Annotated in this window: 24 protein-coding genes and 1 pseudogene; 12 read left to right on the top strand and 13 right to left on the bottom strand. The window is 61.5% G+C overall.

The window, feature by feature from the left end:
- Positions 1 to 7: 7 nt before the first annotated feature.
- The 3 genes and pseudogenes from NKH49_RS11190 to speB form a co-directional block, all read right to left on the bottom strand.
- A pseudogene (locus NKH49_RS11190) lies at positions 8 to 820 on the bottom strand (aminoglycoside phosphotransferase family protein); the annotation flags it as partial.
- Positions 821 to 1,747, bottom strand: a complete 927-nt coding sequence (gene argC / locus NKH49_RS11185; protein ID WP_352575931.1) for an N-acetyl-gamma-glutamyl-phosphate reductase — start codon at positions 1,745 to 1,747, stop codon at positions 821 to 823.
- 29 nt (positions 1,748 to 1,776) lie between these two features.
- Positions 1,777 to 2,784, bottom strand: coding sequence for an agmatinase (speB, locus tag NKH49_RS11180; RefSeq protein ID WP_352471982.1), 1,008 nt, complete (start codon positions 2,782 to 2,784; stop codon positions 1,777 to 1,779).
- 304 nt (positions 2,785 to 3,088) lie between these two features.
- On the opposite strand from speB, the gene NKH49_RS11175 reads away from it, so the two are divergent.
- Positions 3,089 to 4,147, top strand: coding sequence for a glycerophosphodiester phosphodiesterase family protein (locus tag NKH49_RS11175; protein ID WP_352745892.1), 1,059 nt, complete (start codon positions 3,089 to 3,091; stop codon positions 4,145 to 4,147).
- Positions 4,148 to 4,497: 350 nt separating this feature from the next.
- Here the strand turns inward: NKH49_RS11175 and NKH49_RS11170 are convergent, their stop codons facing one another.
- On the bottom strand, positions 4,498 to 5,376 hold the full coding sequence (locus NKH49_RS11170; protein ID WP_352926072.1) for an aldo/keto reductase family oxidoreductase: 879 nt from the start codon (positions 5,374 to 5,376) through the stop codon (positions 4,498 to 4,500).
- Positions 5,377 to 5,470: 94 nt separating this feature from the next.
- Between NKH49_RS11170 and NKH49_RS11165 the strand changes: the two genes are divergently transcribed.
- The gene (locus tag NKH49_RS11165; RefSeq protein WP_352614137.1) at positions 5,471 to 6,379 is read left to right on the top strand and encodes a LysR family transcriptional regulator; all 909 of its coding nucleotides are present in this window, start codon (positions 5,471 to 5,473) and stop codon (positions 6,377 to 6,379) included.
- Positions 6,380 to 6,466: 87 nt separating this feature from the next.
- Here the strand turns inward: NKH49_RS11165 and NKH49_RS11160 are convergent, their stop codons facing one another.
- The 6 genes from NKH49_RS11160 to NKH49_RS11135 all read right to left on the bottom strand — a co-directional run bounded on the left by NKH49_RS11160 (position 6,467) and on the right by NKH49_RS11135 (position 9,548).
- On the bottom strand, positions 6,467 to 6,997 hold the full coding sequence (locus tag NKH49_RS11160; protein ID WP_352817620.1) for a hypothetical protein: 531 nt from the start codon (positions 6,995 to 6,997) through the stop codon (positions 6,467 to 6,469).
- 224 nt (positions 6,998 to 7,221) lie between these two features.
- Complete coding sequence (gene rpsI / locus NKH49_RS11155) at positions 7,222 to 7,704, bottom strand: 30S ribosomal protein S9 (RefSeq protein ID WP_023674644.1); 483 nt, start codon at positions 7,702 to 7,704, stop codon at positions 7,222 to 7,224.
- 1 nt (position 7,705) lies between these two features.
- Positions 7,706 to 8,170 (bottom strand): 50S ribosomal protein L13, encoded by a 465-nt coding sequence (gene rplM, locus NKH49_RS11150; protein WP_023674645.1) that lies wholly within the window; start codon positions 8,168 to 8,170, stop codon positions 7,706 to 7,708.
- Between the two features lie 257 nt (positions 8,171 to 8,427).
- Complete coding sequence (locus NKH49_RS11145) at positions 8,428 to 8,826, bottom strand: type II toxin-antitoxin system HicB family antitoxin (RefSeq protein ID WP_352449337.1); 399 nt, start codon at positions 8,824 to 8,826, stop codon at positions 8,428 to 8,430.
- Between the two features lie 27 nt (positions 8,827 to 8,853).
- The gene (locus tag NKH49_RS11140; RefSeq protein WP_352449435.1) at positions 8,854 to 9,036 is read right to left on the bottom strand and encodes a type II toxin-antitoxin system HicA family toxin; all 183 of its coding nucleotides are present in this window, start codon (positions 9,034 to 9,036) and stop codon (positions 8,854 to 8,856) included.
- A gap of 56 nt (positions 9,037 to 9,092) precedes the next feature.
- On the bottom strand, positions 9,093 to 9,548 hold the full coding sequence (locus NKH49_RS11135; protein ID WP_352926070.1) for a PaaI family thioesterase: 456 nt from the start codon (positions 9,546 to 9,548) through the stop codon (positions 9,093 to 9,095).
- Between the two features lie 156 nt (positions 9,549 to 9,704).
- Between NKH49_RS11135 and NKH49_RS11130 the strand changes: the two genes are divergently transcribed.
- The 5 genes from NKH49_RS11130 (at position 9,705) to NKH49_RS11110 (ending at position 13,359) form a co-directional block, all read left to right on the top strand.
- Positions 9,705 to 10,526, top strand: coding sequence for an enoyl-CoA hydratase (locus NKH49_RS11130; RefSeq protein ID WP_352926068.1), 822 nt, complete (start codon positions 9,705 to 9,707; stop codon positions 10,524 to 10,526).
- Between the two features lie 9 nt (positions 10,527 to 10,535).
- A complete protein-coding gene (locus NKH49_RS11125) occupies positions 10,536 to 10,958 on the top strand; it encodes a VOC family protein (protein WP_352926066.1) in 423 nt (140 codons plus the stop codon).
- Between the two features lie 76 nt (positions 10,959 to 11,034).
- Positions 11,035 to 11,556: a CoA-binding protein gene (locus NKH49_RS11120; RefSeq protein ID WP_352471975.1), complete on the top strand. Its 522-nt coding sequence runs from the start codon at positions 11,035 to 11,037 to the stop codon at positions 11,554 to 11,556.
- A gap of 166 nt (positions 11,557 to 11,722) precedes the next feature.
- On the top strand, positions 11,723 to 13,003 hold the full coding sequence (locus tag NKH49_RS11115) for an O-acetylhomoserine aminocarboxypropyltransferase (protein ID WP_352769999.1): 1,281 nt from the start codon (positions 11,723 to 11,725) through the stop codon (positions 13,001 to 13,003).
- Positions 13,004 to 13,008: 5 nt separating this feature from the next.
- The gene (locus tag NKH49_RS11110; protein ID WP_352926064.1) at positions 13,009 to 13,359 is read left to right on the top strand and encodes a cupin domain-containing protein; all 351 of its coding nucleotides are present in this window, start codon (positions 13,009 to 13,011) and stop codon (positions 13,357 to 13,359) included.
- Positions 13,360 to 13,465: 106 nt separating this feature from the next.
- Here the strand turns inward: NKH49_RS11110 and NKH49_RS11105 are convergent, their stop codons facing one another.
- On the bottom strand, positions 13,466 to 14,719 hold the full coding sequence (locus NKH49_RS11105) for an LVIVD repeat-containing protein (RefSeq protein WP_352471973.1): 1,254 nt from the start codon (positions 14,717 to 14,719) through the stop codon (positions 13,466 to 13,468).
- Positions 14,720 to 14,734: 15 nt separating this feature from the next.
- On the opposite strand from NKH49_RS11105, the gene NKH49_RS11100 reads away from it, so the two are divergent.
- Both NKH49_RS11100 and NKH49_RS11095 read left to right on the top strand, forming a co-directional pair.
- A complete protein-coding gene (locus NKH49_RS11100; protein ID WP_352682002.1) occupies positions 14,735 to 14,905 on the top strand; it encodes a hypothetical protein in 171 nt (56 codons plus the stop codon).
- A 127-nt stretch (positions 14,906 to 15,032) separates the two neighbouring features.
- A complete protein-coding gene (locus NKH49_RS11095; protein WP_352682001.1) occupies positions 15,033 to 15,947 on the top strand; it encodes a LysR family transcriptional regulator in 915 nt (304 codons plus the stop codon).
- A gap of 160 nt (positions 15,948 to 16,107) precedes the next feature.
- On the opposite strand, the gene NKH49_RS11090 is transcribed toward NKH49_RS11095, so the two are convergent.
- Positions 16,108 to 17,355 carry a cytochrome P450 gene (locus NKH49_RS11090; RefSeq protein WP_352926062.1) on the bottom strand — a complete coding sequence of 416 codons (1,248 nt, stop codon included), beginning with the start codon at positions 17,353 to 17,355 and terminating at the stop codon, positions 16,108 to 16,110.
- A gap of 97 nt (positions 17,356 to 17,452) precedes the next feature.
- Here NKH49_RS11090 and NKH49_RS11085 point away from each other — a divergent pair, with 97 nt between their 5' ends.
- The gene (locus tag NKH49_RS11085; protein WP_352820079.1) at positions 17,453 to 18,556 is read left to right on the top strand and encodes an NAD(P)/FAD-dependent oxidoreductase; all 1,104 of its coding nucleotides are present in this window, start codon (positions 17,453 to 17,455) and stop codon (positions 18,554 to 18,556) included.
- 3 nt (positions 18,557 to 18,559) lie between these two features.
- Here NKH49_RS11085 and NKH49_RS11080 read toward each other — a convergent pair whose 3' ends face one another.
- Entirely contained in the window at positions 18,560 to 19,150 is a 591-nt protein-coding gene (locus NKH49_RS11080) for a hypothetical protein (protein WP_352918817.1), read from the bottom strand.
- Positions 19,151 to 19,524: 374 nt separating this feature from the next.
- Here NKH49_RS11080 and NKH49_RS11075 point away from each other — a divergent pair, with 374 nt between their 5' ends.
- Both NKH49_RS11075 and NKH49_RS11070 read left to right on the top strand, forming a co-directional pair.
- A complete protein-coding gene (locus NKH49_RS11075; protein WP_352926061.1) occupies positions 19,525 to 20,919 on the top strand; it encodes a TackOD1 domain-containing metal-binding protein in 1,395 nt (464 codons plus the stop codon).
- Positions 20,916 to 22,190 carry a glycosyltransferase family 2 protein gene (locus NKH49_RS11070; protein WP_352820082.1) on the top strand — a complete coding sequence of 425 codons (1,275 nt, stop codon included), beginning with the start codon at positions 20,916 to 20,918 and terminating at the stop codon, positions 22,188 to 22,190. Before NKH49_RS11075 ends, NKH49_RS11070 begins: the two co-directional genes overlap by 4 nt.
- Positions 22,191 to 22,198 lie beyond the last annotated feature (8 nt).

Below are 22,198 nucleotides of genomic sequence, written 5' to 3'. Positions count from 1 at the left end.
CGCCGGATGCCGCGGCAATCGCCAGCTCGCGGTTTTCGTCGACCGCATTGCGATCTTCATGATGCCATGCAGCCGACAGGCAGCCATAGGCGATGGCGTGGTCCAGTATCGCGGGCGGCGACTGGCCGAGCGTTGCGGCAAAGACATGCGCCATATGCGCGATCCGCCGCGGATCGATGCAAAGATCGTCTCGGTCGAGTGGGTTGTAGAACACATTGGCGGCATCGAAGCCGGGGTCGCCGAGAACGCCCTTCGGGTCGATCGCCAGCCAGCCGCGCGGACCGTGCATGATGTTGTCGTGATGCAGGTCGCCATGCAGCGGCCGCACGTCGTGCGGATTGGACAACAGCCGTTCCGCGATTTCGGCAGCTTCGACATACAGGCTCTTTTCGCCGGCGGCGCGATCGGCCTTCGCCTTTTTGAACAGGCTGGAAAACCGGGTCCGCAACGGCTGAAGGTCCGGCGGGGCAGGGTGCTTCGACGGCGAGACCAGCCTTGCCATCACCTCCGCCGCGATCGCGGTGGCGGCATTGTCGCCCTGATCCGCAATCATCTGTGACAGCGAGGTTTCGCCGGCATACTCGAGCAGCATGCGGTGGCCATCGCGGCCCAGCAGCCGCACCGCGCCTTCGCCGCGTCGCCAGGCGAGGAAATGCTCGCCGCGCAACTCGTCCTCGACATCGTCGAAAGGCTTTAGATCCTTGACGATTGCCGGTGAGCCGTTTTCGCGAGCAACCTTCCAGATGCGGCTGCTGAACGTTTCGGCGATGAGTTCGGGCGCGCCGACCTTCCAGCGCTTTGGAAATGCCGGCACATCCATTCAGAGGCCGAGCATCAGATCCATGTTCTGCACGGCGGCGCCCGAGGCGCCCTTGCCGAGATTGTCATAGACCGCAAGCAGCAGCGCCTGAGCTCGATCGTCATTGGCGAAGACGTAGAGCTTCATCCGGTTGGTGCCATTATAGATCTCCGGATCGATGTCGGGCATGCGTTCCTGATGCAGATACGGTGCCACCTCGACCACGCCGCCATCGATGGAAGCGAAATGATCGGCGATCGCCGCGTGAAGCTCGGCGCCGGTCGGCACATGGTCGAGGCCGCCGAGTTGCAGCGGCACCACCGTGATCATGCCTTGCGCGAAATTGCCGACTGCCGGCTGCATGATCGGATCGTGCGAAAGCCTGGCATAGGTCCTGAGTTCCGGCACGTGCTTGTGCTGCAGCGTCAGTCCGTAGGGCAGGAATTCCGGCGCATCCTCGCCCTTGGCGACATAATCCTCGATCATAGGCCGGCCGCCGCCGGAATAGCCGGAAATGCCGTTGACGGTGACCGGAAAATCGGCCGGCAGCAGCCCCGCCGCAACCAGCGGCCGCAGCGTCGCGATTGGTCCTTGCGGCCAGCAGCCAGGATTGGCGACGCGCTTCGCCGAAGCGATCTTCTTCGCCTGGTCCTTGTCCATTTCGGCGAAACCATATTCCCACCCATCGGCGACACGATGCGCCGTCGAGGCGTCGATCACTTTGGTGGTGTCATTGGCGATCAGCGAAACGCTTTCCTTGGCGGCCGCGTCCGGTAGGCAGAGAATCGCGACATCGGCGGCATTGAGGAACTCGGCGCGCGCTGCCGTTTCCTTGCGGCGCTCGGTCGGGATGGAGATGATTTCCAGGTCGCCGCGCTCGGCAAGCAGCGCCCTTATCTGCAGACCGGTGGTGCCGTGCTCGCCGTCGATGAAGATTTTCGGTTTCATTGCGTGCCAAAATTCCTGTTATCTCAAAGCTATATGCCGCTCGCCTGATTCAATCCGGCAACGCTGTGATTGCCTTGGTTCATTTCCTCGAGCCGGGCCTTTCGTTCCGCCAGCAGCCCGAGATAGTGCATGGCCACCATCGAGCCGGCAATCGCCGTTATATCGGCGTGATCATAGGCTGGCGCAACCTCGACGACGTCGGCGCCGACGATATCGAGCTGGTTGATCTGGCGCAGCACCGACAGGATCTTTGCCGAAGACGGGCCTCCCGCGACCGGCGTTCCGGTGCCGGGCGCAAAAGCCGGGTCCAGGCAATCGATGTCGAAAGTGACATAGGTCTTCTTGCCGCCCGTACGGTCGACGATGGCATAGGCGATGTCGGACGCACGCATTTCCTCCACTTCATGGCCGTACAGGATCTTGATACCGAACGTGTCGGGCGCATGGGTGCGGATGCCGATCTGGATCGACCGGTCGGGGTCGATGATGCCCTCCTTGACTGCACGGCCGACGAAGGAGCCGTGATCGATGCGCTTGCCGTCGTCGGGCCAGGTGTCCTGGTGTGCGTCGAACTGCACCAGAGCCAGCGGGCCATGGATGGCGGCATGCGCCTTGAGCAGCGGCCAGGTGACGAAGTGATCGCCACCGAGTGACAGCAGAAAGGCGCCGGATTTCAGGATCTTGGCCGCTTCGCGTTCGATCGTGGCAGGCGTCTTCTGGTGATTGCCGCTGTCGAGCAGGCAGTCGCCATAATCGACCACGGCAAGCTGTTCGAACAGATCGCGCGAAAACGGATATTGCGGGTCGTTGTCGAGGATGGCCGAGGCGCGGCGGATTGCCTGCGGTCCGAAACGGGCGCCCGGCCGATTGGTGACCGCAGCGTCGAAGGGAATGCCCCACACCACCGCATCGGCGTCCTTCACGTCCTTCGAATATTTGCGCCGCATGAACGACAGGGCGCCGGCATAGGTCGGCTCGAACGACGCACCCGTCCTGGAGCGGGTGGTGAAGGCATGATCGATGGTCCTTGGCGGCATGAAGCGATCTCCTGTGCGTCGACGCGCACCCTTATTGGACATAATTCTCAGAATTGCGACCCCTGCGGAGGATCATGGCCATTCGATCCGGTCACAAATCCTTGCTCGCCAGGCGAACCCGGCAGGCTCGCCAGGAGATTGCCTGGCAAGCAACCGAAAGTAGCCGCCGAAGACTGCTTCGGCCGGCGCTGACCTGATTTTCCGGCATTTTGCAAGCCGGCTTCGTTCACCTGCCTGTCACGGGCATCGCTTAACCGGGGTGCGATCCCGGTACGGAGCGATTCTCGTGCGAACGACCTGTCTCATGCGAACGATTTGGCTGAGCCTTCTACTTTCCGCGGCGCTGGCGCTCTCCCTTGGCCAGGCGTCGGCAGGCGAAACGCGCGCCAGGCAGATTCTCGACCGCTTCGAGCACGCCAACCAATGGCGCGACCATGTGATAGTGGCCGCGCACCGCGCCGGCGGCATGCAATCCGGCAAGACGCTCTATCCCGAAAATTCGATCGCCGCCGCCGAGGCGTCGATCGCAATGGGCGCCGAAATCGTCGAGGTCGATATAAGGCGCTCGAAGGACGGACAGTTCGTCGTCATGCATGACAGTTGGCTCGACCGCACGACGAATTGCAAGGGTGAGGTGGTCAACCGCACGATGGCCGAACTCAAGACGTGCCGTTTGGTGATCGAAGGCACCGGCGCCGTTACGGGCGAGACGGTCTCGACGTTGCGCGAGATGTTGATGACGACCAGGGACAGGATCCTCATCAATCTCGACAACAAGCTCGACACCGAAAGCCTCGTCGGCATGGTCGCGGTTGCGCGCGACCTCGGCATGGCCGAACAGGTGATCGTCAAGGAGAACCTGTGGAATGCGGAGCGGATTGCCAGTGTCAAGGCCGCCATGGACGCGATCGGCAGCGGCTTCCAGTTCATGCCGATTATCGCCGATGACGCGGTTCGCGACGCCATGTTTGCCGAGAAAGTGGGCCGGGCCTTCCCGATGCGCGCGGTCGAGATGATCAACTGGCGCATGGGATCAGAGACACTGACCGAGACCGGCGGCCCGCTGTTCAGCCCGCGCATGCGCGCGCTGGCGGTGAGGGGCGACTGGCACATCTGGGCCGACACCTATGCCATCGTCAACAAGCCGGGAGGCTTCCTCGCCGGCGGTCGCGGCGACGAGCTGGCGGTTGCGGCCAGCCTGCCGCGCGAGACTTATGGCTTCTGGGTCGAGCGCGGCGCCACCATCATCCAGACCGACGAACCGAAGGCCGCCATCAGTTGGCTGGCGGCGAACGGTTTTCGCGTGCCCTATGCCGGTGAGAAGCGCCCGGCCGAGCCGGCCAACACGGCCAGCATCAACTAGACCGGCGCGGCGAGAATTGGATCTCCCTCTTGTGGTGACGATGCCCGGCAGGGCAGAAGGGCGCTGTCCCGCCGACCCCAGGCCGGCAGCGCCAAACTTTCGAAGGAACCCAGAAACAGAAAACCCGCCTCCGTGGGCGGGTCGCTGGAGCCAAGCACCATACCCAGATTAGTAGCATAGCTGCCGGCCCAAAGCAAGAACAAAATGTGGCGTAGTAGCAGAAAAATGCGACGATCCTTCAGCGCCTCGGCGGTTCCGCCTGCAAGGTCGCGCCTTCGCTGTCCTGCCGGCAATCTCCCCCGCAAGGGAACCCACTTGGGGGAGATTGGCTCATCACTGCCTTCGGCAATCTACCCGCAGGCCGCCATTGCCACACCATCCAGCTCCTTGATGACATCGTCCGACAGTTCGAGGTCGGCAGCGGCGAGGTTCTCCCGCAGATGCGCGACGGAAGACGTGCCGGGAATCAGAAGAATGTTGGGCGCGCGGCGGAGCAGCCAGGCGAGCGCGACCTGCATGGGCGTGGCGCCGAGGCGTGCCGCGACCTTGGACAAGGTCGACGACTGCAACGGGTTGAAGCCGCCAAGCGGGAAGAACGGCACATAGGCGGTGCCGTCGCGGGCCAGATCGTTGATCAAGGCATCATCGCCCCGATGCGCCAGATTGTACTGGTTCTGCACGCAGACGATCCTGCACATCCTGCGGCCTTCGGCGACCTGTGCGGCGGTGACGTTGCTCAGCCCGATGTGGCGCACGAGGCCCTGTCGCTGGAGCTCGGCAAGCGTCGCAAGCGGCGCCTCGATCGACCCTTCGGCGGGGCCATGCGCGTCGAACATGACCCGAAGGTTGACCACCTCCAGCACGTCGAGTCCGAGATTGTGCAGATTGTCTTGCACCGCCTGTGTCAGCTCTTCTGCCGAGAAAGCCGGCAGCCACGAGCCATCCGTGCCACGTCGGGCACCGATCTTGGTGACGATAACGAGGTCGTCTGGATAGGGTGCGAGCGCTTCGCGGATCAACAGGTTGGTCATGTGCGGGCCATAGAAGTCGCTGGTGTCGATGTGGTTGACGCCTTGTGCAACGGCTTCGCGCAGTACGGCCAATGCCGTGTCGTGGTCCTTTGGTGGGCCGAAGACGCCTGGCCCTGCGAGCTGCATTGCGCCGTAGCCGAGCCGTCTCACCTTGCGGTCGCCGAGGATGAATGTGCCGGACTGGTCGACGCTGGACATGGTCTTTCTCCTTCAGGAACGGTGCACAGATAGACGCTGTCCGATCTCATGATAATTGGGTACAATTCGCACGGGCTGTGCGGAATGACGAACAATGCAGATTGATCTCGGGGACCTGAACGCCTTCGTGGCCGTAGCGCGCGCCAAAGGTTTTCGGGATGCGGCACGCGCCAGCGGCGGTAGTGCGTCCGGCTTGAGCGAGGCGGTGCGGCGCCTGGAGACGCAGCTCGGTGTCAGGCTGCTCAACCGGACGACCCGCAGCGTTGTCCTGACGGAAGCCGGCGAAGGCCTGCTGGCGCGGCTCGGTCCTGCCTTGACCGAGGTGGAGTCGGCCCTCGACGTAGTGAACGGCTTTCGCGACAGGCCGGCAGGTACGTTGCGCCTCAATGTGCCGGTCAGCGCGGCGCGGCTGGTACTGCCCAGCATCGTTCCGCCTTTTCTCGCCGCCTATCCGGGCATCCGGTTGGAGGTGATCTCGGAGGAGAGCTTCGTCGATGTGCTGGCGGCGGGGTGCGACGCCGGCATTCGCTATGAGGAGCGGCTGGAGCAGGACATGATCGCTGTGCCGATCGGACCGCGTGTGCAGCGCTTCGCCACCGCCGCCAGCCCGGCCTACCTGGATCGTCATGGCCGGCCGCAACACCCGCGCGACCTGCTCGGCCACGCCTGCCTGCGCGGCCGCTTTGCCAGCCGTGCGATGCCGCCGTGGGAATTCGAGCGCGACGGCGAGGTGGTGCGGGTCGACCCGACGGGGCCGCTTCTCGTGACCCTGGGCGGGGCGACTGACCTCAAAGTCGATGCAGCCATCGCCGGCACCGGCATCATCAGCCTGTTCGAGGATTGGCTACGTCCTCACTTCGAGAGCGGAGCGCTCGAACCGCTGCTTGAACCCTGGTGGCAGAGCTTCTCCGGGCCGTTCCTTTACTATCCCGGACGGCGCCTCGTGCCGGCGCCGTTGCGGGCGTTCATTGACTTCATCAAGGCGTCCGCCGGCCAGCCCTGACACCCGGGAGAGCCGCGCCCGAAAATAAGCGCGGCTCCCTTCCCTCAGGTGACCCGCCACTACGCTTCGCGGCAGGTCTTGCTTGATCTATTTGACTGGAATCATCAGGTGCGCGTAGGGCGTGTCGGGGAACATGACGTATGGTTGTGTGGGGTTCGGCTCGTGGGGATACAAGGCCATCATGTCTGGTGCGTTCATGACCATCACGTGCGGACCATCATGCAGCCATTCGGCCCCCTCCGGCGGCTTGGTTGCAAAGGGGTCGGTATTGCTGGCCGCATCGCCTCCTTTTAGCATGTAGGCGAAAGCAACTTTCCCTGCAGGCGGCTCCTTCTTGGACATGATCGCGTGCATCCACGCCATCCCGTTCTCATCCGTGCACATTGGGTCGTCGGCGGGAGTGCTCGGGTCGTCCGGGATGCAAGTGAAACCGTTGGTGCCCTTCCTCAACGTTTTCATCTCCCAATTCACGACGGCGGCGTTTTTGCCGACAGCCGCCGGTGCCGCTGTAATCGCATTCTCGATCAGCTGCTCGTCGCTTTTGTCGGCCGCAGGCGCGGCGAATGCCCAAGTGGCGGCGACAGCTGCCAGAAACGCACTGCTGGAATGAATGCGCATTGCCTCCTCCTTCGCGAGCGTCGGGTTACCGGCGCGTCGCAACGTGCACAGCTCCCGCTCTGTGGAGTTGGCTGCTGCCCTGGGATCTGGAACGCGCCTGTAATTAAGATACTACTAATATTACGTTGGGTCACCTGAAGATGCGGGATTGCTATGTCGACAAAGAAAAGGGGGCTGCGAATACGCAGCCCCTCTGAAAAAATCGATAGAAAACAGGTCTCTGTTTAACGCTTCGAGAACTGGAAGGAGCGGCGGGCCTTCGCCTTGCCGTACTTCTTGCGCTCGACGACGCGGCTGTCGCGGGTCAGGAAGCCACCCTTCTTGAGCACGGCGCGCAGCGCCGGCTCGTAATAGGTCAGCGCCTTGGAGATGCCGTGGCGCACGGCACCGGCCTGGCCGGAAAGGCCGCCGCCGATGACGGTGGCAACGATGTCGTACTGGCCGGCGCGATTGGCGGCGATGATCGGCTGGTTGAGGATCATCTGCAGCACCGGACGCGCGAAATATTCAGCGAACACCTTGTCGTTGACGACGATCTTGCCGGAGCCGGGCTTCACCCAGACACGGGCGATAGCGTTCTTGCGCTTGCCGGTGGCATAGGCGCGGCCCGACTTATCGAGTTTCTGGACGTGGACGGGTGCGGCCGGCTGGGTGTTGGTATTGCCGGTGGCAGCTCCGAGTTCTGCGAGCGAGGAAAGCTCAGCCATCTTACGAAACCTTCTTGTTCTTGGCGTTCAGCTTGGCCACGTCGAGGACGACGGGCTGCTGGGCGACATGCGGATGTTCCGTGCCTGCATAGACGCGGAGGTTCTTCATCTGGCGACGGCCGAGCGGGCCACGCGGGATCATGCGTTCGACGGCCTTCTCGACGACACGCTCGGGGAAACGACCCTCGAGCAGCTGGCGCGCGGTGCGCTCCTTGACGCCGCCGGGGTGGCCGGTGTGCCAGTAATAGACCTTGTCGGTGAACTTCTTGCCGGTGAACACCACCTTGTCGGCATTGATGACGATGACGTTGTCGCCGTCGTCGACGTGCGGGGTGAAGGTGGGCTTGTGTTTGCCGCGAAGATGATTGGCGATGACAGTGGCGAGACGGCCGACGACGAGACCCTCGGCGTCGATCAGCACCCACTTCTTCACCACATCCGCAGGCTTCTGCGAAAAGGTTGCCATGGATTGTTGCTTTCGGTTCGGACCTTCAAAAGAAGGCGTTTCTTGTTGCTTGGATTGGCGAAAGGCGCTTGCCCGCCGCCAATAACAAAACGGCGGCCTTTGCGGGCCGCTGCTTCGTCACGGCTTATAGGGGAGGGGTTCGACCGCGTCAAGGCGCATGAAACACTTGCCAGAAGATAAAGCCAAATGAAAACAAGGACTTGTGTTAAAGGTATGATTTTACCACATCGCGATTTTGGCTCTATGTCGGGCAAGTCTCAGTGCTTTGCCTCGATTTCCTTGCGAGCTGCGCTGGAGAGGAATGCCGATCGCGTTATGCCTCGGTCGCGCGCTGCGGCGTCGATCGCCCGCAAAACGCCACGCTCGAAAGTCACATTCGCCCTCACGACGGCGCTGTCATTGTCGATGAGTGGTACCGAGACCAGATAGCCTCCTTCAGCAAGTGCTTTGCGTATATCCGCAAGCGCGATGATCGCCTCGTGGCTGGACGGTTCGGGAACAGGCATATCCTCCGCCCACAGTTGCAATGCTTCGACTGCATTCGGTACGATGTCTTCCGCCTCGTCCGCGGCTGAAAAGCAGCCGGGAATGTCGGGAAAGCGAATGCCGAACGCGCTGTCGGGATCTTTATCGACCAACGCGAAATAGTTCTTCATCTCAGCCTCCAAGCCGCTTCAGGTCGCCTATATCCAGCCCGCTTGCTTGGCGATGGCGCGAGCTGTACCGGTTGGTAGATCCTTCTCCGGATGCGGAACGATCAACACGATCTCGCCCTTTCGGAACTTGTGATGTGAGCCGCGTATGGAAACCAGCTCGAAACCGTCGTCCTTGAGACGCTTCACGATTTTGCGGCTGTCACGCTCCAGCAAAGATCACCCATGCGCACATATATACACATCAAGGAAAAATTCAATCGAAAGCATCAGGCCGGCGCTCGCTTTGGCGGGATCGAATAGGTGCCCGTTGCGTGCGCTACCGTGTGTCCCTTCGGGCCGGCGACGATGTCGATATCGAACACCATCAGGCTCTTGCCGAGCTTGAGGATGCGGCAATGGCCGTCGATCGGCCCGGCCTCGGCCTTGCGGACGAAATTGATGTTGAGACTGGTGGTGACCGAAAGCGCATCCGGTCCGGCATGCGAGAGCACGCAGACATAACCGCCTATGTCGGCCAGCGTGAACAGCGCCGAACCCGACACGGTGCCGCCGGGACGCAAATGGCGCTCGTCGGCGTTGAGCCGCACGACACAGCCGCCTGGAAACACCTCCAACGCCTCGTAGAAGGTGAACTGGTCGTTGAGCTGCGGGAAAATGGTCGCCATCAGCGCGTTGATTTCGGCAGCCGTCAGCACCGGCTTGAGATTGCTGTGGGCGGGCATTTCAGTCTCCCGGTTTGCGCCCTGCTTGTATGAACGCGACGTGGCGTTTCTGGCAACAGCCATTCATTAGGGCAGTAGCGGACGAGGGAGTTGGACGAAGCGAGACGGCATACTAGATTAGTCCATCATCGATCCGGAATCGCGGAGGAACGACCTATGGCCGAAATCGTCGCCATCAAGCCTGCCGTTGCCGAAGGGCCGGTCGTCTCCAGGCTGGACAACGGTGTGCTGCGCCTGACGCTCGCCAATCCGCCGGCCAACGCTCTTTCGCTTGCAGTGATGGCGGCGCTGACGGCGGAACTCGACCGCGCCAAGGCCGACAAGTCCGTCCGCGTCATCGTCCTTGGGGCGACCGGCAAAGTGTTCTGCGCCGGGCACGACCTCAAGGAGTTGAGCGCGCACCGCGCCGATGCCGATCGCGGCAGGGGCTTCTTCGAAAAGACGTTTTCCGCCTGCGCCGCGCTGATGCAGGCGATCGTTCGCCATCCTAAGCCGGTGATCGCCGAAGTCGACGGTCTGGCGACGGCGGCCGGATTGCAGTTGGTCGCCAGCTGCGATCTCGCCATCGCCTCGCACGAGGCGACCTTCTGCACGCCTGGCGTCAATATCGGACTGTTCTGCTCGACGCCGATGGTGGCGCTGTCGCGCAACGTCTCGCGCAAGCACGCCTTGGAGATGCTTTTGACCGGCGAGACGATCGATGCGGCAACCGCCAAGGAATTCGGCTTGGTCAACCGCGTCGTGCCGCGCGAATATCTGAATCAGATTGTCACCAAATACGCGCAAACCATTGCGTCCAAATCCTCTCTGGTCGTCAAGATCGGCAAGGAAGCCTTCTACGAACAGGCAGAAATGGGGCTGGCCGAGGCCTATGATTACACCGGGCGCGTCATGGTCGAGAACATGCTGGCGCGCGATGCGGAAGAGGGCATTGGCGCCTTCATCGGCAAGCGCAAGCCGGAATGGCCGGAGGAGTAGGAGGCGGATATGGAACCGCGCATCTCCATCATCACCATCGCCACCGACGATCTCGACCGTGCGACGCGCTTCTATGAGGCGATGGGCCTGACCCGCCATGCCGGGATCACCGACGGCGTTGCCTTCTTCCAGATGGGCGGCGCTATTCTTGGCTTGTTTCCGCGCCCAAGCGCCGAAGAGGATTCGGGCGTCAGCTTCTCGAAGGCGCCGTCGGCCGTCTACCTCGCCTACAACACCCGCTCTGACGCCGAGGTCGACGAAGTGCTTGCGGCGGCTGAGAAGGCTGGCGGCAAGATCGTCAAGCCGGCCGGGCGCGCCTTCTGGGGCGGCTGGTATGGCTATTTCGCCGATGCCGACGGGCATGTCTGGGAAGTTGCGCACAATCCGGCCTTTCCGATTGCGGAAGACGGAACGATCTCGCTGCCGGGCTGACGACGTTCTCCCTGGCCCATTGCAAGCCACTTGCTCGGCTGTTGGCACCTCACTCCGAAGCGCTGTATGACGAGGCATGAACCACGACGCCTACGACAACGCCTATATCGCCGGCATCCTCAATTCGGTGAAGACCATCGCCATGGTCGGCGCATCGGCCAATGACGTGCGGCCGAGCTATTTCGTGCTGAAATATCTGCTCGGCAAAGGGTTTTCGGTGTTCCCGATCAATCCCGGCCAGGCCGGCAAGGAAATCCTCGGGCGGATGACCTATGCCAGGCTGGCCGATGTTCCAGAGCCAATCGACATGGTCGACGTGTTTCGCGCTTCCGCTGCCGTGCCGGGCATTGTCGACGAGGTGTTGCGGCTCGATCCGCTGCCGAAAGTCATCTGGATGCAGCTTGGCATACGCCATGACGAGGCGGCGACGCGCGCAGAGGCTGTCGGCATCAAGGTGGTGATGAACCGTTGCCCCAAGATCGAATATGGCAAGCTGTCCGGCGAGATCGGCTGGACCGGCGTCAATTCCGGCGTCTTGTCCTCGAAGAAGCCGCTGATGCGCCCGGGATTCCAGAGTTTCGGCGTTCGCCAGAAGTAGGTAGTGAATAGAGAATGGTGAATAGAAAGATTTTTCTGGAAGGCGGGCAAGGCGGCATATGAGCCGCTTGCAATCAGGGTGGGGCTGGCCGACTTTGCCATTCACCATTCACCATTCACCATTCACCATTCACCATTCACCATTCACCATTGAGGGAGGTTTTTCGATGGCCCGCACGCCCGGTTTCAATACGCTCGCCGTCCATGCCGGCGCCAAGCCGGATCCGGCGACGGGCGCACGCGCGACGCCGATCTACCAGACCACCTCCTTCGTCTTCGACGATGCCGACCATGCCGCCTCGCTGTTCGGGCTGAAGGCGTTCGGCAACATCTATACCCGCATCATGAACCCGACGCAGGCAGTGCTGGAAGAGCGCATCGCGGCACTCGAAGGCGGCACGGCAGGCCTTGCGGTCGCCTCCGGCCATGCCGCGCAGGTGCTGGTCTTCCACAATCTGATGCAGCCCGGCGACAATTTCGTTTCCGCGACAAAGCTTTACGGCGGCTCGATCAACCAATTCGGCCACGCCTTCAAGAATTTCGGTTGGCAGGTGCGCTGGGCCGACACCAATGACGTCTCGACCTTCGAGAGCCAGATCGACGACAGGACCAAGGCAATCTTCATCGAGAGCCTGGCCAATCCCGGCGGCGTCTTCGTCGACATCGAGAAGATCGGCGACATCGCCCGCAAGCACGGCCTGCCGCTGATCGTCGACAACACGCTGGCCTCGCCCTATCTGCTGCGGCCGATCGAGCATGGCGCCGACATCGTCGTGCATTCGCTGACCAAGTTCATCGGCGGTCACGGCAATTCGATCGGCGGCGCCATTGTCGACGGCGGCACGTTCGATTGGTCGAAGTCGGGCAAGTATCCGATGCTGTCGGAGCCGCGCCCCGAATATGGCGGCCTCGTCCTGCACGAGACCTTCGGCAATTTCGCCTTCGCCATCGCTGCTCGCGTGCTCGGCCTGCGCGACATCGGCGCGGCGATTTCGCCGTTCAACGCATTCCTTATCCTGACCGGTCTGGAAACCTTGCCGCTCAGGATGCAGCGCCACTGCGACAATGCGGCGGCGGTCGCCGGATGGCTTTCCAACCATCCCAAGGTCGCCTGGGTTTCCTATCCCGGCCTGCCCAGCGACAAGAACAACGCGTTGCAGAAGAAGTACTCGCCGCTTGGCGCCGGCGCGGTGTTCACATTCGGGCTGAAGGGCGGCTATGCGGCGGGCATCAAGTTCGTCGAGGCGCTCGAACTGTTCTCGCATCTGGCCAATGTCGGCGACACCAAGTCGCTGGTCATCCACCCGGCATCGACCACGCATCGCCAGCTTTCCGACGAGCAGAAGATCAACGCCGGGGCAGGGCCTGACACGGTCAGGCTTTCGGTCGGCATCGAGGACGTCAACGACATCGTCGCCGATCTGGAACAGGCTCTCGCCAAGGTTTGATCGCCATGGCCACACCGAAATTTCTTTCCGTCGGCGTCGACGCCGTCGAACCGGAACTTGGCGCACCAGCGCCGGATCGCCTGATGTCGGGCGATCCGAAATTCCGCACCTGGAATGTCGAGGAACAGCACGGCGGCCTCTATGCCGGCGTCTGGGAAGCGACGCCAGGCAAATGGCGCATCGAATTTGATGAGTGGGAGTTCTGCCACATCCTGTCAGGGGTTTCGGTGATCGCCGAAGACGGCGGCGACGCGCGCACCGTCAGGGCAGGCGACAGTTTCGTGCTGAGGCCGGGCTTTAGAGGAAGCTGGGAAGTGCTTGAAACGACGCGCAAGGAGTATGTAATCAAGCTTTGATCTCGCATCGCGCCGGATTTTACAAAAGCGATCGATTTCCGTGTCGGGAAATCCGTATCGGCTGATCATGTCGCGGTGCCATGAAACGTCAGGGTGAATGTGACCGTCACGTTCGATCCGTTTCCGGCCGCGGGCCGGTGTAGCGGAGAATCCAGAGCCCCTGGTTCTTGTCAGTTATGTAAATGAAGCCGCGCCGGTCCACGACCACGTCCTCGGTCTGAACAACCAGCTTGTCTTCCGGCATAGGGCCGTAGCGTCGGACTGGCTCCGGCGGGATGAAGTAGCCGACCTCGCGCGGAAGCCGAGTATTCGAGACGTCATAGACCCTGAGCCCGGCGTTGAAGTGCGCGATATAGAACAGATCGCCTTGTTTCTGGACATCGGGATGATGCTGGTGGTGGTTGATGTTGTGCGGTCCGCGCCAGCCGCCACGAGTTGTGAAATCCGAATAGGGAGCGCCTTCGGGTGGCACTGGTTCGGGCAACAGCGACAGCAGAAAGGGTTCACTGGAATCGGAAATATCGACGATCGAAGCGTGATGCATCGGACCAAGTCCATAGGTGACGTTCTCCGAATTGGCGAAGGCAATGCCGCGCTCTGGAATCGGCAGCACGCTATGCACACCGAAGCGCGAGTGAAACGGAGGGCTGAAGCTCAGGCCGCCGACCTGCCTCGGCTGGGAGACATCGCTAATATCGAGCACAACGATTCCCGCCGCACCATAAGGCAAATAGACAAGATCGCCAGTGACATAAGGCGGGCCGTGCAGCGAGACATCCTCGCCCGTGCTGGCGCAGAAGGCGCCGCACATGCATTGCGGCTTCAGTCGCAACCGGTAGCGATCGGCGGTCTCCTGGTCGGCGGCGGGCTTCGCAGCCGCAAAGCTCTCGCCGCCGGCCTCGTGCTGGCCCGGCACCCACCAGCGTCCGGCTTCGCGCGGATTCGAGCGATCCGAAATATCGAGGATGACGTAGATGTTGCCCCTGTAACCCGGCATGCCGGCGGCAAGGTGGACATAACGTCCACCGGGATAGAGGTTGCGATGCGTGCCGTTTCCGCCGGTGCGGTAGTGACTGAGTTGTTTCGGATTGATGGGGTCCGCGATATCCCAGATCAGAACGCCTTCGCCGAACGGTGCGTCGGGGTCACCGCCGAAATTAGCAAAGGGCTTTTCGAGGGCGGTCACCATCGTGTCGCCGGACAAATCTATTTGTAGAGTCCAAGTATTCGTGCCGAGATAGGGCACGAACTTGACCGTCTCGGGCTTGGCCGGGTCGGTCACGTCCACGATGCTCCAGCCGGAGTGCCAGAAGTGCCCAGTGTAGAGATACCAACGTTCGCCAACCTGCCTGATCGCCATTTTGAAGGCTGGGCGATGATCGAGATCGGTATAGCCCACTGCTTCGACATTGTGGGCGAAAGCGCCAGGGGGCGCTGGCGACGAAGCTGGAACGGGCTGGGCAAGGGCCTCGCAGACAAGACCGGATTGAGATGTCGCGGCGACCGTCGCGCCGATGAGCGGCACTTTCAGCATCTGGCGGCGTGAAATCTCGGAATTTTTCAAAGCGCGTCTCCCGGATTTTGCAGCTTTCCGGATTTTGCAGATTCCGATACTTTCCGTCCAATATCGTTTGAGGCATGGGTAATTCTATTTGGGAAATTAAAGGCTGAAGATGAACCACAAGCTGATGCAGTCCTTCATGGCCGTCGCCGAAGAGCTGCATTTCGGGCGCGCGGCAGCGCGCTTGCATATCTCACAGCCGCCCCTGACAAAGCAGATCCAGCAACTGGAACAGGCGATGGGTGTGCGCTTGCTGGAGCGCACCAAGCGCAAGGTCGAACTGACTGCGGCGGGGCGTGTGTTCCTTGATGAGGTTAGGGCCGTGCTTCAGCAGACAGAGCAGGCGGTGGAGCTTGCTCGCAAAGCCGATCGTGGCGAAACCGGCCATCTTGCTGTCGGATTCATCGACGCGGCTATCTACAGCGTGGTGCCGTCTGTCGTCCAACGCTTCACCAAGCGCTATCCCGAGGTCGAGTTGAGCCTGACCGACCTGCGCATTCCCAATCAAGTCAGGGCTGTGGCCGAACGCCAGCTCGATATCGGTTTTGTTCATCCTCCCGTCGTTCACAACGCATTGAAGGTCGAAAGCATACTGGTCGAACCCCTGATCGTGGCCTTGCCGGAAACGCATCGGCTGGCCTCGGAAGCAGAGGTCGCGCTAGCCGACTTGGCCTCCGAAGCGTTGATTCAGTTCCCGCGCAGCATCAATCCATCCCTCTATGACGAGATCGTCGGGTTGTGCCGTTCATCCGGGTTCAGCCCGAGGATCGTTCGAGAAGCAACGCCGAAGCAGACAATCATCGGACTTGTATCCGTCGGGCTGGGCGTCTCGCTGCTGCCCGCCTGTCTGCAAAATTTGCGCCGGAGCGGCGTCGTTTATCGCCCTATCCAGGGACGAACCTTGTCTATCGACACTTCAATCATCTACCGGCATGAACAACCCTCGCCGGTGCTGAAGGCCTTCCTCGACATCGTCCGCGAGACGACGCAAAAAGATTCAAATCCCGTCTCTCTTCAAGCTTCATGACCGAATTTCTGTAGGCATCCGGGATTTTTAGTGTGAGGTCCTGCTTCGGGTAGCTTCATCGTTCAATCAGCGATTATTTGGCACTCGCGGCCTTGAGATGTTACCTATTTGACCGGAATTCGCCGGAGCCGGCTTCGAAGCCTGTCGTCGGAAGCCGTCCTCAGATTCTGACGGCAAGCGTTTCCAGCCCGTGGAAATGATAGGTGTCGCGGAAGCGCGGCTGTTCGGCAAGATGCAGCTGCGGTAGCCGGTCGAACAAGGTTTTCAGCGACACCTGCAGTTCGAGCCGGGCGAGCGGCGCGCCGATGCAGAAATGGATGCCGGCGCCGAACGATACGTTCTTCTGGTCGGCACGGTCCGGCCTGAAGGCGAGGGGCTCGGCAAACGCAGTAGGGTCGCGATTGGCCATGCCGAGCAACAGCCCGATCGTCTCGCCCGGCTGGACGATGATCCCCGGCCCGGCCTCGACCTCCTGATAGGCGTAGCGCGTGAACATGTGTAGCGGCGCGTCGAAGCGCAGGCACTCTTCGACCGTCGCGGCTGTTGCTTCCGGTGAGGCGAAGAAGCGGCGCGGGTCGCCGCCTTGCCCAAGGATCGAGCGCACCGCATTGCCGGTCTGGTGGACAGTTGCTTCATGGCCGGCATTGAGCAAAAGGATGGCCGAGGATACCAGCTCGTTCTCCGACAGTTTCTGGCCGTCCTCCTGTGCCGCAATCAGCAGCGACAGAAGATCCTCGCCCGGCCTCTTTCGCCGCTCGGCGACGTAGCCGCGCAGAAAATCGGAAAAGTCGCGCGCGGCGCGATTGGCCGTGTCCTCCGTCTCGCGGGTGCGGCCATGCATGTACATGGCGACCATCCGATGCGACCAGTCGAGCAGCTGCGGCCCCATGTCGACCGGCACGCCGAGCATTTCCGCAATGATGGTGATCGGCAAGGGAGCTGCGAATGCCGGCAGCAGGTCGACTCCTCCTGGTTCGAAACGGTCGATCAGTTCGTTGGCCAGCGCCTCGACACGTGGCCTGAGCCGCTCGACCTGGCGCGAGACGAAGGCGCGGTTGACCAGCGTTCTGAGCCGTGTGTGGACAGGCGGCTCCAGCTCCAGCATCGAATTGGCCTCGATGCCGTCGAACGCGCTGAGGTGCGTGCGGTCCTGACCGATGCCTCGGCTGTCCGGAATGCCGGCCGGGTTCTGCCGGCCGAAGCGGCGATCGCGCAGCAGCCGGTTGACGTCGTCGAAGCCGCCAAAGCACCAGAAACCAAACTCCTCCCAGAAGAAGGCGTTCGATGCGCCATGCAGGAAGGCGTAGGCTTCGTACGGATTCTGGAAGAACGCCGGCTCGTGCGGATCGAGCCGCAGGCGACGCGTGGCTGGATCAAAAGCAAGGTAGGGCGGCTTCAATTCGGTCATGCCAGATCATTAGCGCGGCTTGCCAGTCTGGTGCCAGACCGTATGTTGGCCCTCCAGTGAGGTGAGCCGCCGAAGCGGTTGCGGAAGGACGGTTTTCATGAATGTGATCGTGGTCGGTGCAGGCATTGCCGGGCTATCCACGGCGTGGTCACTGGTCAGGGCCGGGCACCTCGTCTCGATCGTCGAGCAGGGACCGATCCCCAATCCGCTTGCCGCGTCGGGCGACCATCATCGCATCATCCGCCGCGCCTACCGGGCCGGAACGGGCTACGGCCGGCTGATCACCGAAGCCTATGAAGCCTGGGATGAGATGTGGGCCGATCTCGGCGAAAGCCATCTCGATCCGCGCGGCTTCATCTGCATTTCGCGCCAGCCGGGAGATGAGGCCGAGGAATACCGAGAAGGCATGGAAGCCGGGAACTACCCGTTCGAATTGTTCGAGCCGGATGCCGCGGTCGAACGCTGGCCGTTCCTGCAGCCTGGTTCATTCCGCTATGCGTATTTTTCGCCGGACGGCGGCGCGCTGCACTGCCGCAAGATCGCCGCCGGCCTCGCCAGGTGGCTGCGCGCGAACGGCGCCAATGTCTACGAGAACAGCAAGGTGGTCGAGATCGACGCCGAGGCCGGGCATATCGTGCTGGCAGGCGGCGAAACGATGCAGGCCGACCGGATCGTCGTCGCTGCCGGCGCCTGGGTGCTGAAACTGTTCCCGGAGCTGGACGGCGAGCTGAAAACCTGGCGCACCGCGCTCGCCTATGTCGAACCGCCGGCGGATCTGCAGGCAGCCTGGCAGGCAGCGCCGGTTGTCCTCGACATTGGCGGCACTGTCGACGGCTACGCAATCCCGCCGACAGGCGGCGCCGGCATGAAATTCGGCTCGGGCCTGCACAGGGTGCCGACCAGCGATGCAGACTGGAACCGTCAGCCGGTACCGGGCGAGGGTGAGGCGATCCGCAACCTGTTTTCGCCGCCGATCGCTCGTATCGAGGAGTACAAGGTCACCGAAGTGGTCACCTGCGCCTACACATTCACCGCCGACGAGAAGTTCCTGGCCCACCGGAAAGGCAGATGCCTGATCGTCTCGGCCTGCTCCGGCCACGGCTACAAGTTCGGCGCGGCGGTCGGCAGAAGGGTTGCGGCCTGCGTCGGCAGTGGCGATGTCGGCGGCCTGAAGAAATGGCTCAGGGCGGAGGTGGCCTGAGCGCTAATACTGGCAATGCCTCGGAATATGCACGCGGCGCCAGCTGGATGAGCCCTCCCTGACCACCACGCGGCGGGCCACTGTCTGATAAGACGCCGGAATGTCGATGATGCGCCGTTGCTCCGGCCGCACCAGAACCTCTTCGGCGACGCTCTCGTATTCGGCGGGGAGGACAACGCGCCGCCGGCGTTCCGGCTCAACCACGACGATCTCGGCCACCCGTTCATAGCGCGCCTTGTGCCTGACCTTGCACAGCACCTGGCGGCCATCGATGATGCGCCATTCCCAGGAATAGCCGCCGTCATCGACCCTCACGGACCGGTAGATGGTGCGGGTGATGGCGGGCACGATCTCGTAGCTGACGCGCGCCGGCGCGATCTGCACCACGCGCTCGCGCGTCCCGTAGATCGGCGCTTCATACTGCACCTGCTGGCCGGCTGGGCTGACGAGCACGTCCTCGTAGACCGTGTCGTAGAAGGCCGGCCGATTGACCTGCTCGTAGCATTCGACCGCGCGTCCGCCGGCCGCCGTTTCCGACATTGTGCCGAGCATGGTCAGGCCGGCAATGGCGAAGGAAGAAGCTTTCCTGGTCATGGAACTCCCCCTGTTTGAACCGCATGAAGCGGGTTCAACGTTGAACTGTAGGGAAAGCCATGTCGTGGAAAAGGCGATTCATCAAACTTCGTTAATTCGACTACCTGAGTCCGACAGACAAATTCTTGCTGCCAATTAAGCATCCGCTAACAATCAACGAATAACATTTGACGTATTCGAGTTGATTGACTTGGTCGCTGGTCAGGAACGTCGTGGGGGGACGTAGCTGGCCATCCGGTGTCGCATGCGATCCCGCGTTTTCCGCATATCTCGTCCTGCAATAATCCTTTCAGTAAATGTGACGTTGCCCTTGGATCCTCCACCCAGGCTGCAAGTCGTACCTGTGGCGGCGTTCCTTTGCGAGCGCCGGGCAAATGGAGGCCGACATGCCCGCAGAACTTGTTCCGAAATCCGTTGTGCAACTGCCGGCACCGACGGCTTCCACCGCAAGCCATGAACTCACCGACCTTTGCCTGGCACTCTGGGCCAGAATGGGATTGTCCTGGAAGCCTGCCGTCGAATGGTTCCCACGCGTGGTCGTTCTGCATTCGGCGATCTACCGCACGATGTTCGACTCCTCGTCGGAAGGGGACATCGATGCCGTTCTTCTGGCCGATGAGCGGCGTAACTCGCCGCTGGACAACCTGCGTGACCACATTCCGCTGGCGATGGTGCCTGTCATCGATCTGGGCGGCCGTGCCGGCCGGTTCGCGGATGTACATTTCGATCTGATGCAGCAAACGACTTGGGCGGAGACGGCAAAATGCATACTCGATTTTCGCCGCCGCCGCCAACAGCTTGCCGCGCACATCCGTTCGACAAATACGCCCGAAACGCGCTTTCTTGCGCATACCTTCGCCGCCGGCAGAAGCATCGAAGCCAAGCGCTATCCGATGACGTCGGCCTCCATAAGCTATCCGGGCTTTCCGTCGGCGGCCAAGACAATCCCGATCGCCGAAGATCTCTCCCATCGCGGACTTCTGCTTAAGACCTTCTTCGACCGCGTGCATGAGTGCGGCGCCTGCGGGTCGCGGCGGCTTACCGTTCGCGAGGAATGTCCCTCCTGCCGTTCGGCCGATATGTTCGAGGCCGAGCTTATTCATCATTATCGTTGCGCGGCTCTTCGTCCTGAAGGCGATTTTCGGCAGGGAAGCGCACTGGTCTGCCCCAAATGCAGCCAGCAATTGCGTCACTATGGAAAGGACTATGACAAGCCCGGCCACTCGCAAATCTGCAGGAGGTGCAAGGATTCGACATCGGAGCCGGCTGTTGGATTCGTCTGCCAGGATTGTGATGCGCGGGCTGATGGCGACAGCGTTAAACGTATCGACCTTTTTTCCTACGCACTCACGGATCAGGCGCTGTCTCTGCTCACCAGTCCGGAGAAAAAGCTGCCAACGTCCTTGTTGGGGTTGCCGCCGTCCCTGGTTCAGGAACTCGACCGCGCACGCATGACCGGAGCGAAGGGCCCGCCGTTGGCGGTCACGGAATTGCGTTACGGAGCACGAGAGTCGCTCATAAAATCAAAGGGCCAGGACGTCTTTGAGAAACTGCGCCGTCTCTTCATCGAAAACCTGAGCAATTACCTTGCGGAGACAGGATCGGTGCACAAAGGCGCCGCCGCCGACTATTTCATCATGACGGCGAAGGGCGACGCAACATTGTCGGAGCAGATATCGGCAATGCTTTCAATCTGCGAGGCGTCTTTGGGCGAAAAGCTTGATCCTCGCCCTCGGGTGGCGACCAAAACGGGGCAAGCCTCGCGTTGAATGATCTCGAACTCGGATTTGCGTTCCTGCTAGCTCAATCGACGGCGAGCCTGGCCTCCGTTTTCTGGTACACGCTGGTCTTTGAGTTCCCCCGCTACATCATTCCGTTCGTCGCGGCCGCTGTGACCATGCGTTCGCGTGATGCCGCGGGTTCGATTGACCATGAGCGACCATTACGGCCCAATGTAAGCATCATTCTGGTTGGCCATAATGAGGCTGAGTCCATCGAAACCTGCGTCCGCTCGTTGCGGGAACAGTCTTTCAATGACTTCGAAGTTGTCATTGTCAGTGATGGTTCGACCGATCGGATGAGCAGGGTCTCGCAAGCTCTGGTCAAGAGAGGTTATGCCTCGCGCATCATTTCGACGGATCTGCGGGGCGGCAAGGCGAGCGGGATCAATCTGGCGTGCCGCGTAGCCAAAGGCGACATACTGATCAATGTCGATTGCGACTGTTCGTTTGATCGGTACGCGATCGAGAATATTCTCGGCCCCTTTTCGGATCCAGCGGTTGGAGCGGCATGCGGCGATATTGCACCGCGCAACGGCCACGCGAGTATCGTCGCCCAGTTTCAGGAGATCGAATATTTGCAGTCGATTTCGGTCGGAAAGCGTATTGCTGGAGCTCTCGATCAGGTCGTTTGCATTTCGGGAGCGTTCAGCGCCTTCAGGCGCAAAGCCCTTTTGGGGGTTGGGGGGTTCGACGTAGGCGGTGGCGAGGATCTGGATGTCACGCTGAGATTGCGGCGGGCGGGCTGGCGCATGGCCTATGTACCGGATGCGATCTGCTATACGGACGTCCCGATAACCGCATACCAATATATCCGCCAGCGATTGCGCTGGGAACGCGATGCCATTTGGCTACGCTTTCGCAAACACTACCGCCTGTTTCATGTCTCGGACTCGGGTTTCCGGCTTCCGGAGGCCCTACACCAATGGGATTTCCTCCTTTTCAACGTCGTTGGTGCCGCGATATTCCCGCTCTATCTCGTCTGGCTCGCCCTCCAGTACGGCTCTTTCACGCCCGCGATCCTCATCGGCATGCAGTGCGGCCTCCTGGTTCTCGACGTGTTTGTGCTGGCGCTGGCCAGTTGGACCACCGAGCGGCGGGGGTTCTGGCGAAGCATATGGTTCCTGCCCGGCTACTCCCTGTTCATGACCTATGTGATGAGACCCGTTCGATTGATCGCCTATATCGATGAATGGGTGTTCTCAGGTTCACATCGCGACAACTACACGCCGATCAAAGTTCGGCTAGAGCGGCCCTGGTAGAGAACGAG

This window comes from Mesorhizobium sp. M1088 (genome assembly GCF_040318575.1).
GTDB lineage: Bacteria > Pseudomonadota > Alphaproteobacteria > Rhizobiales > Rhizobiaceae > Mesorhizobium.
Note: the sequence above shows the minus strand (reverse complement) of the source record. Positions and strands in the feature narration are given on the sequence as shown.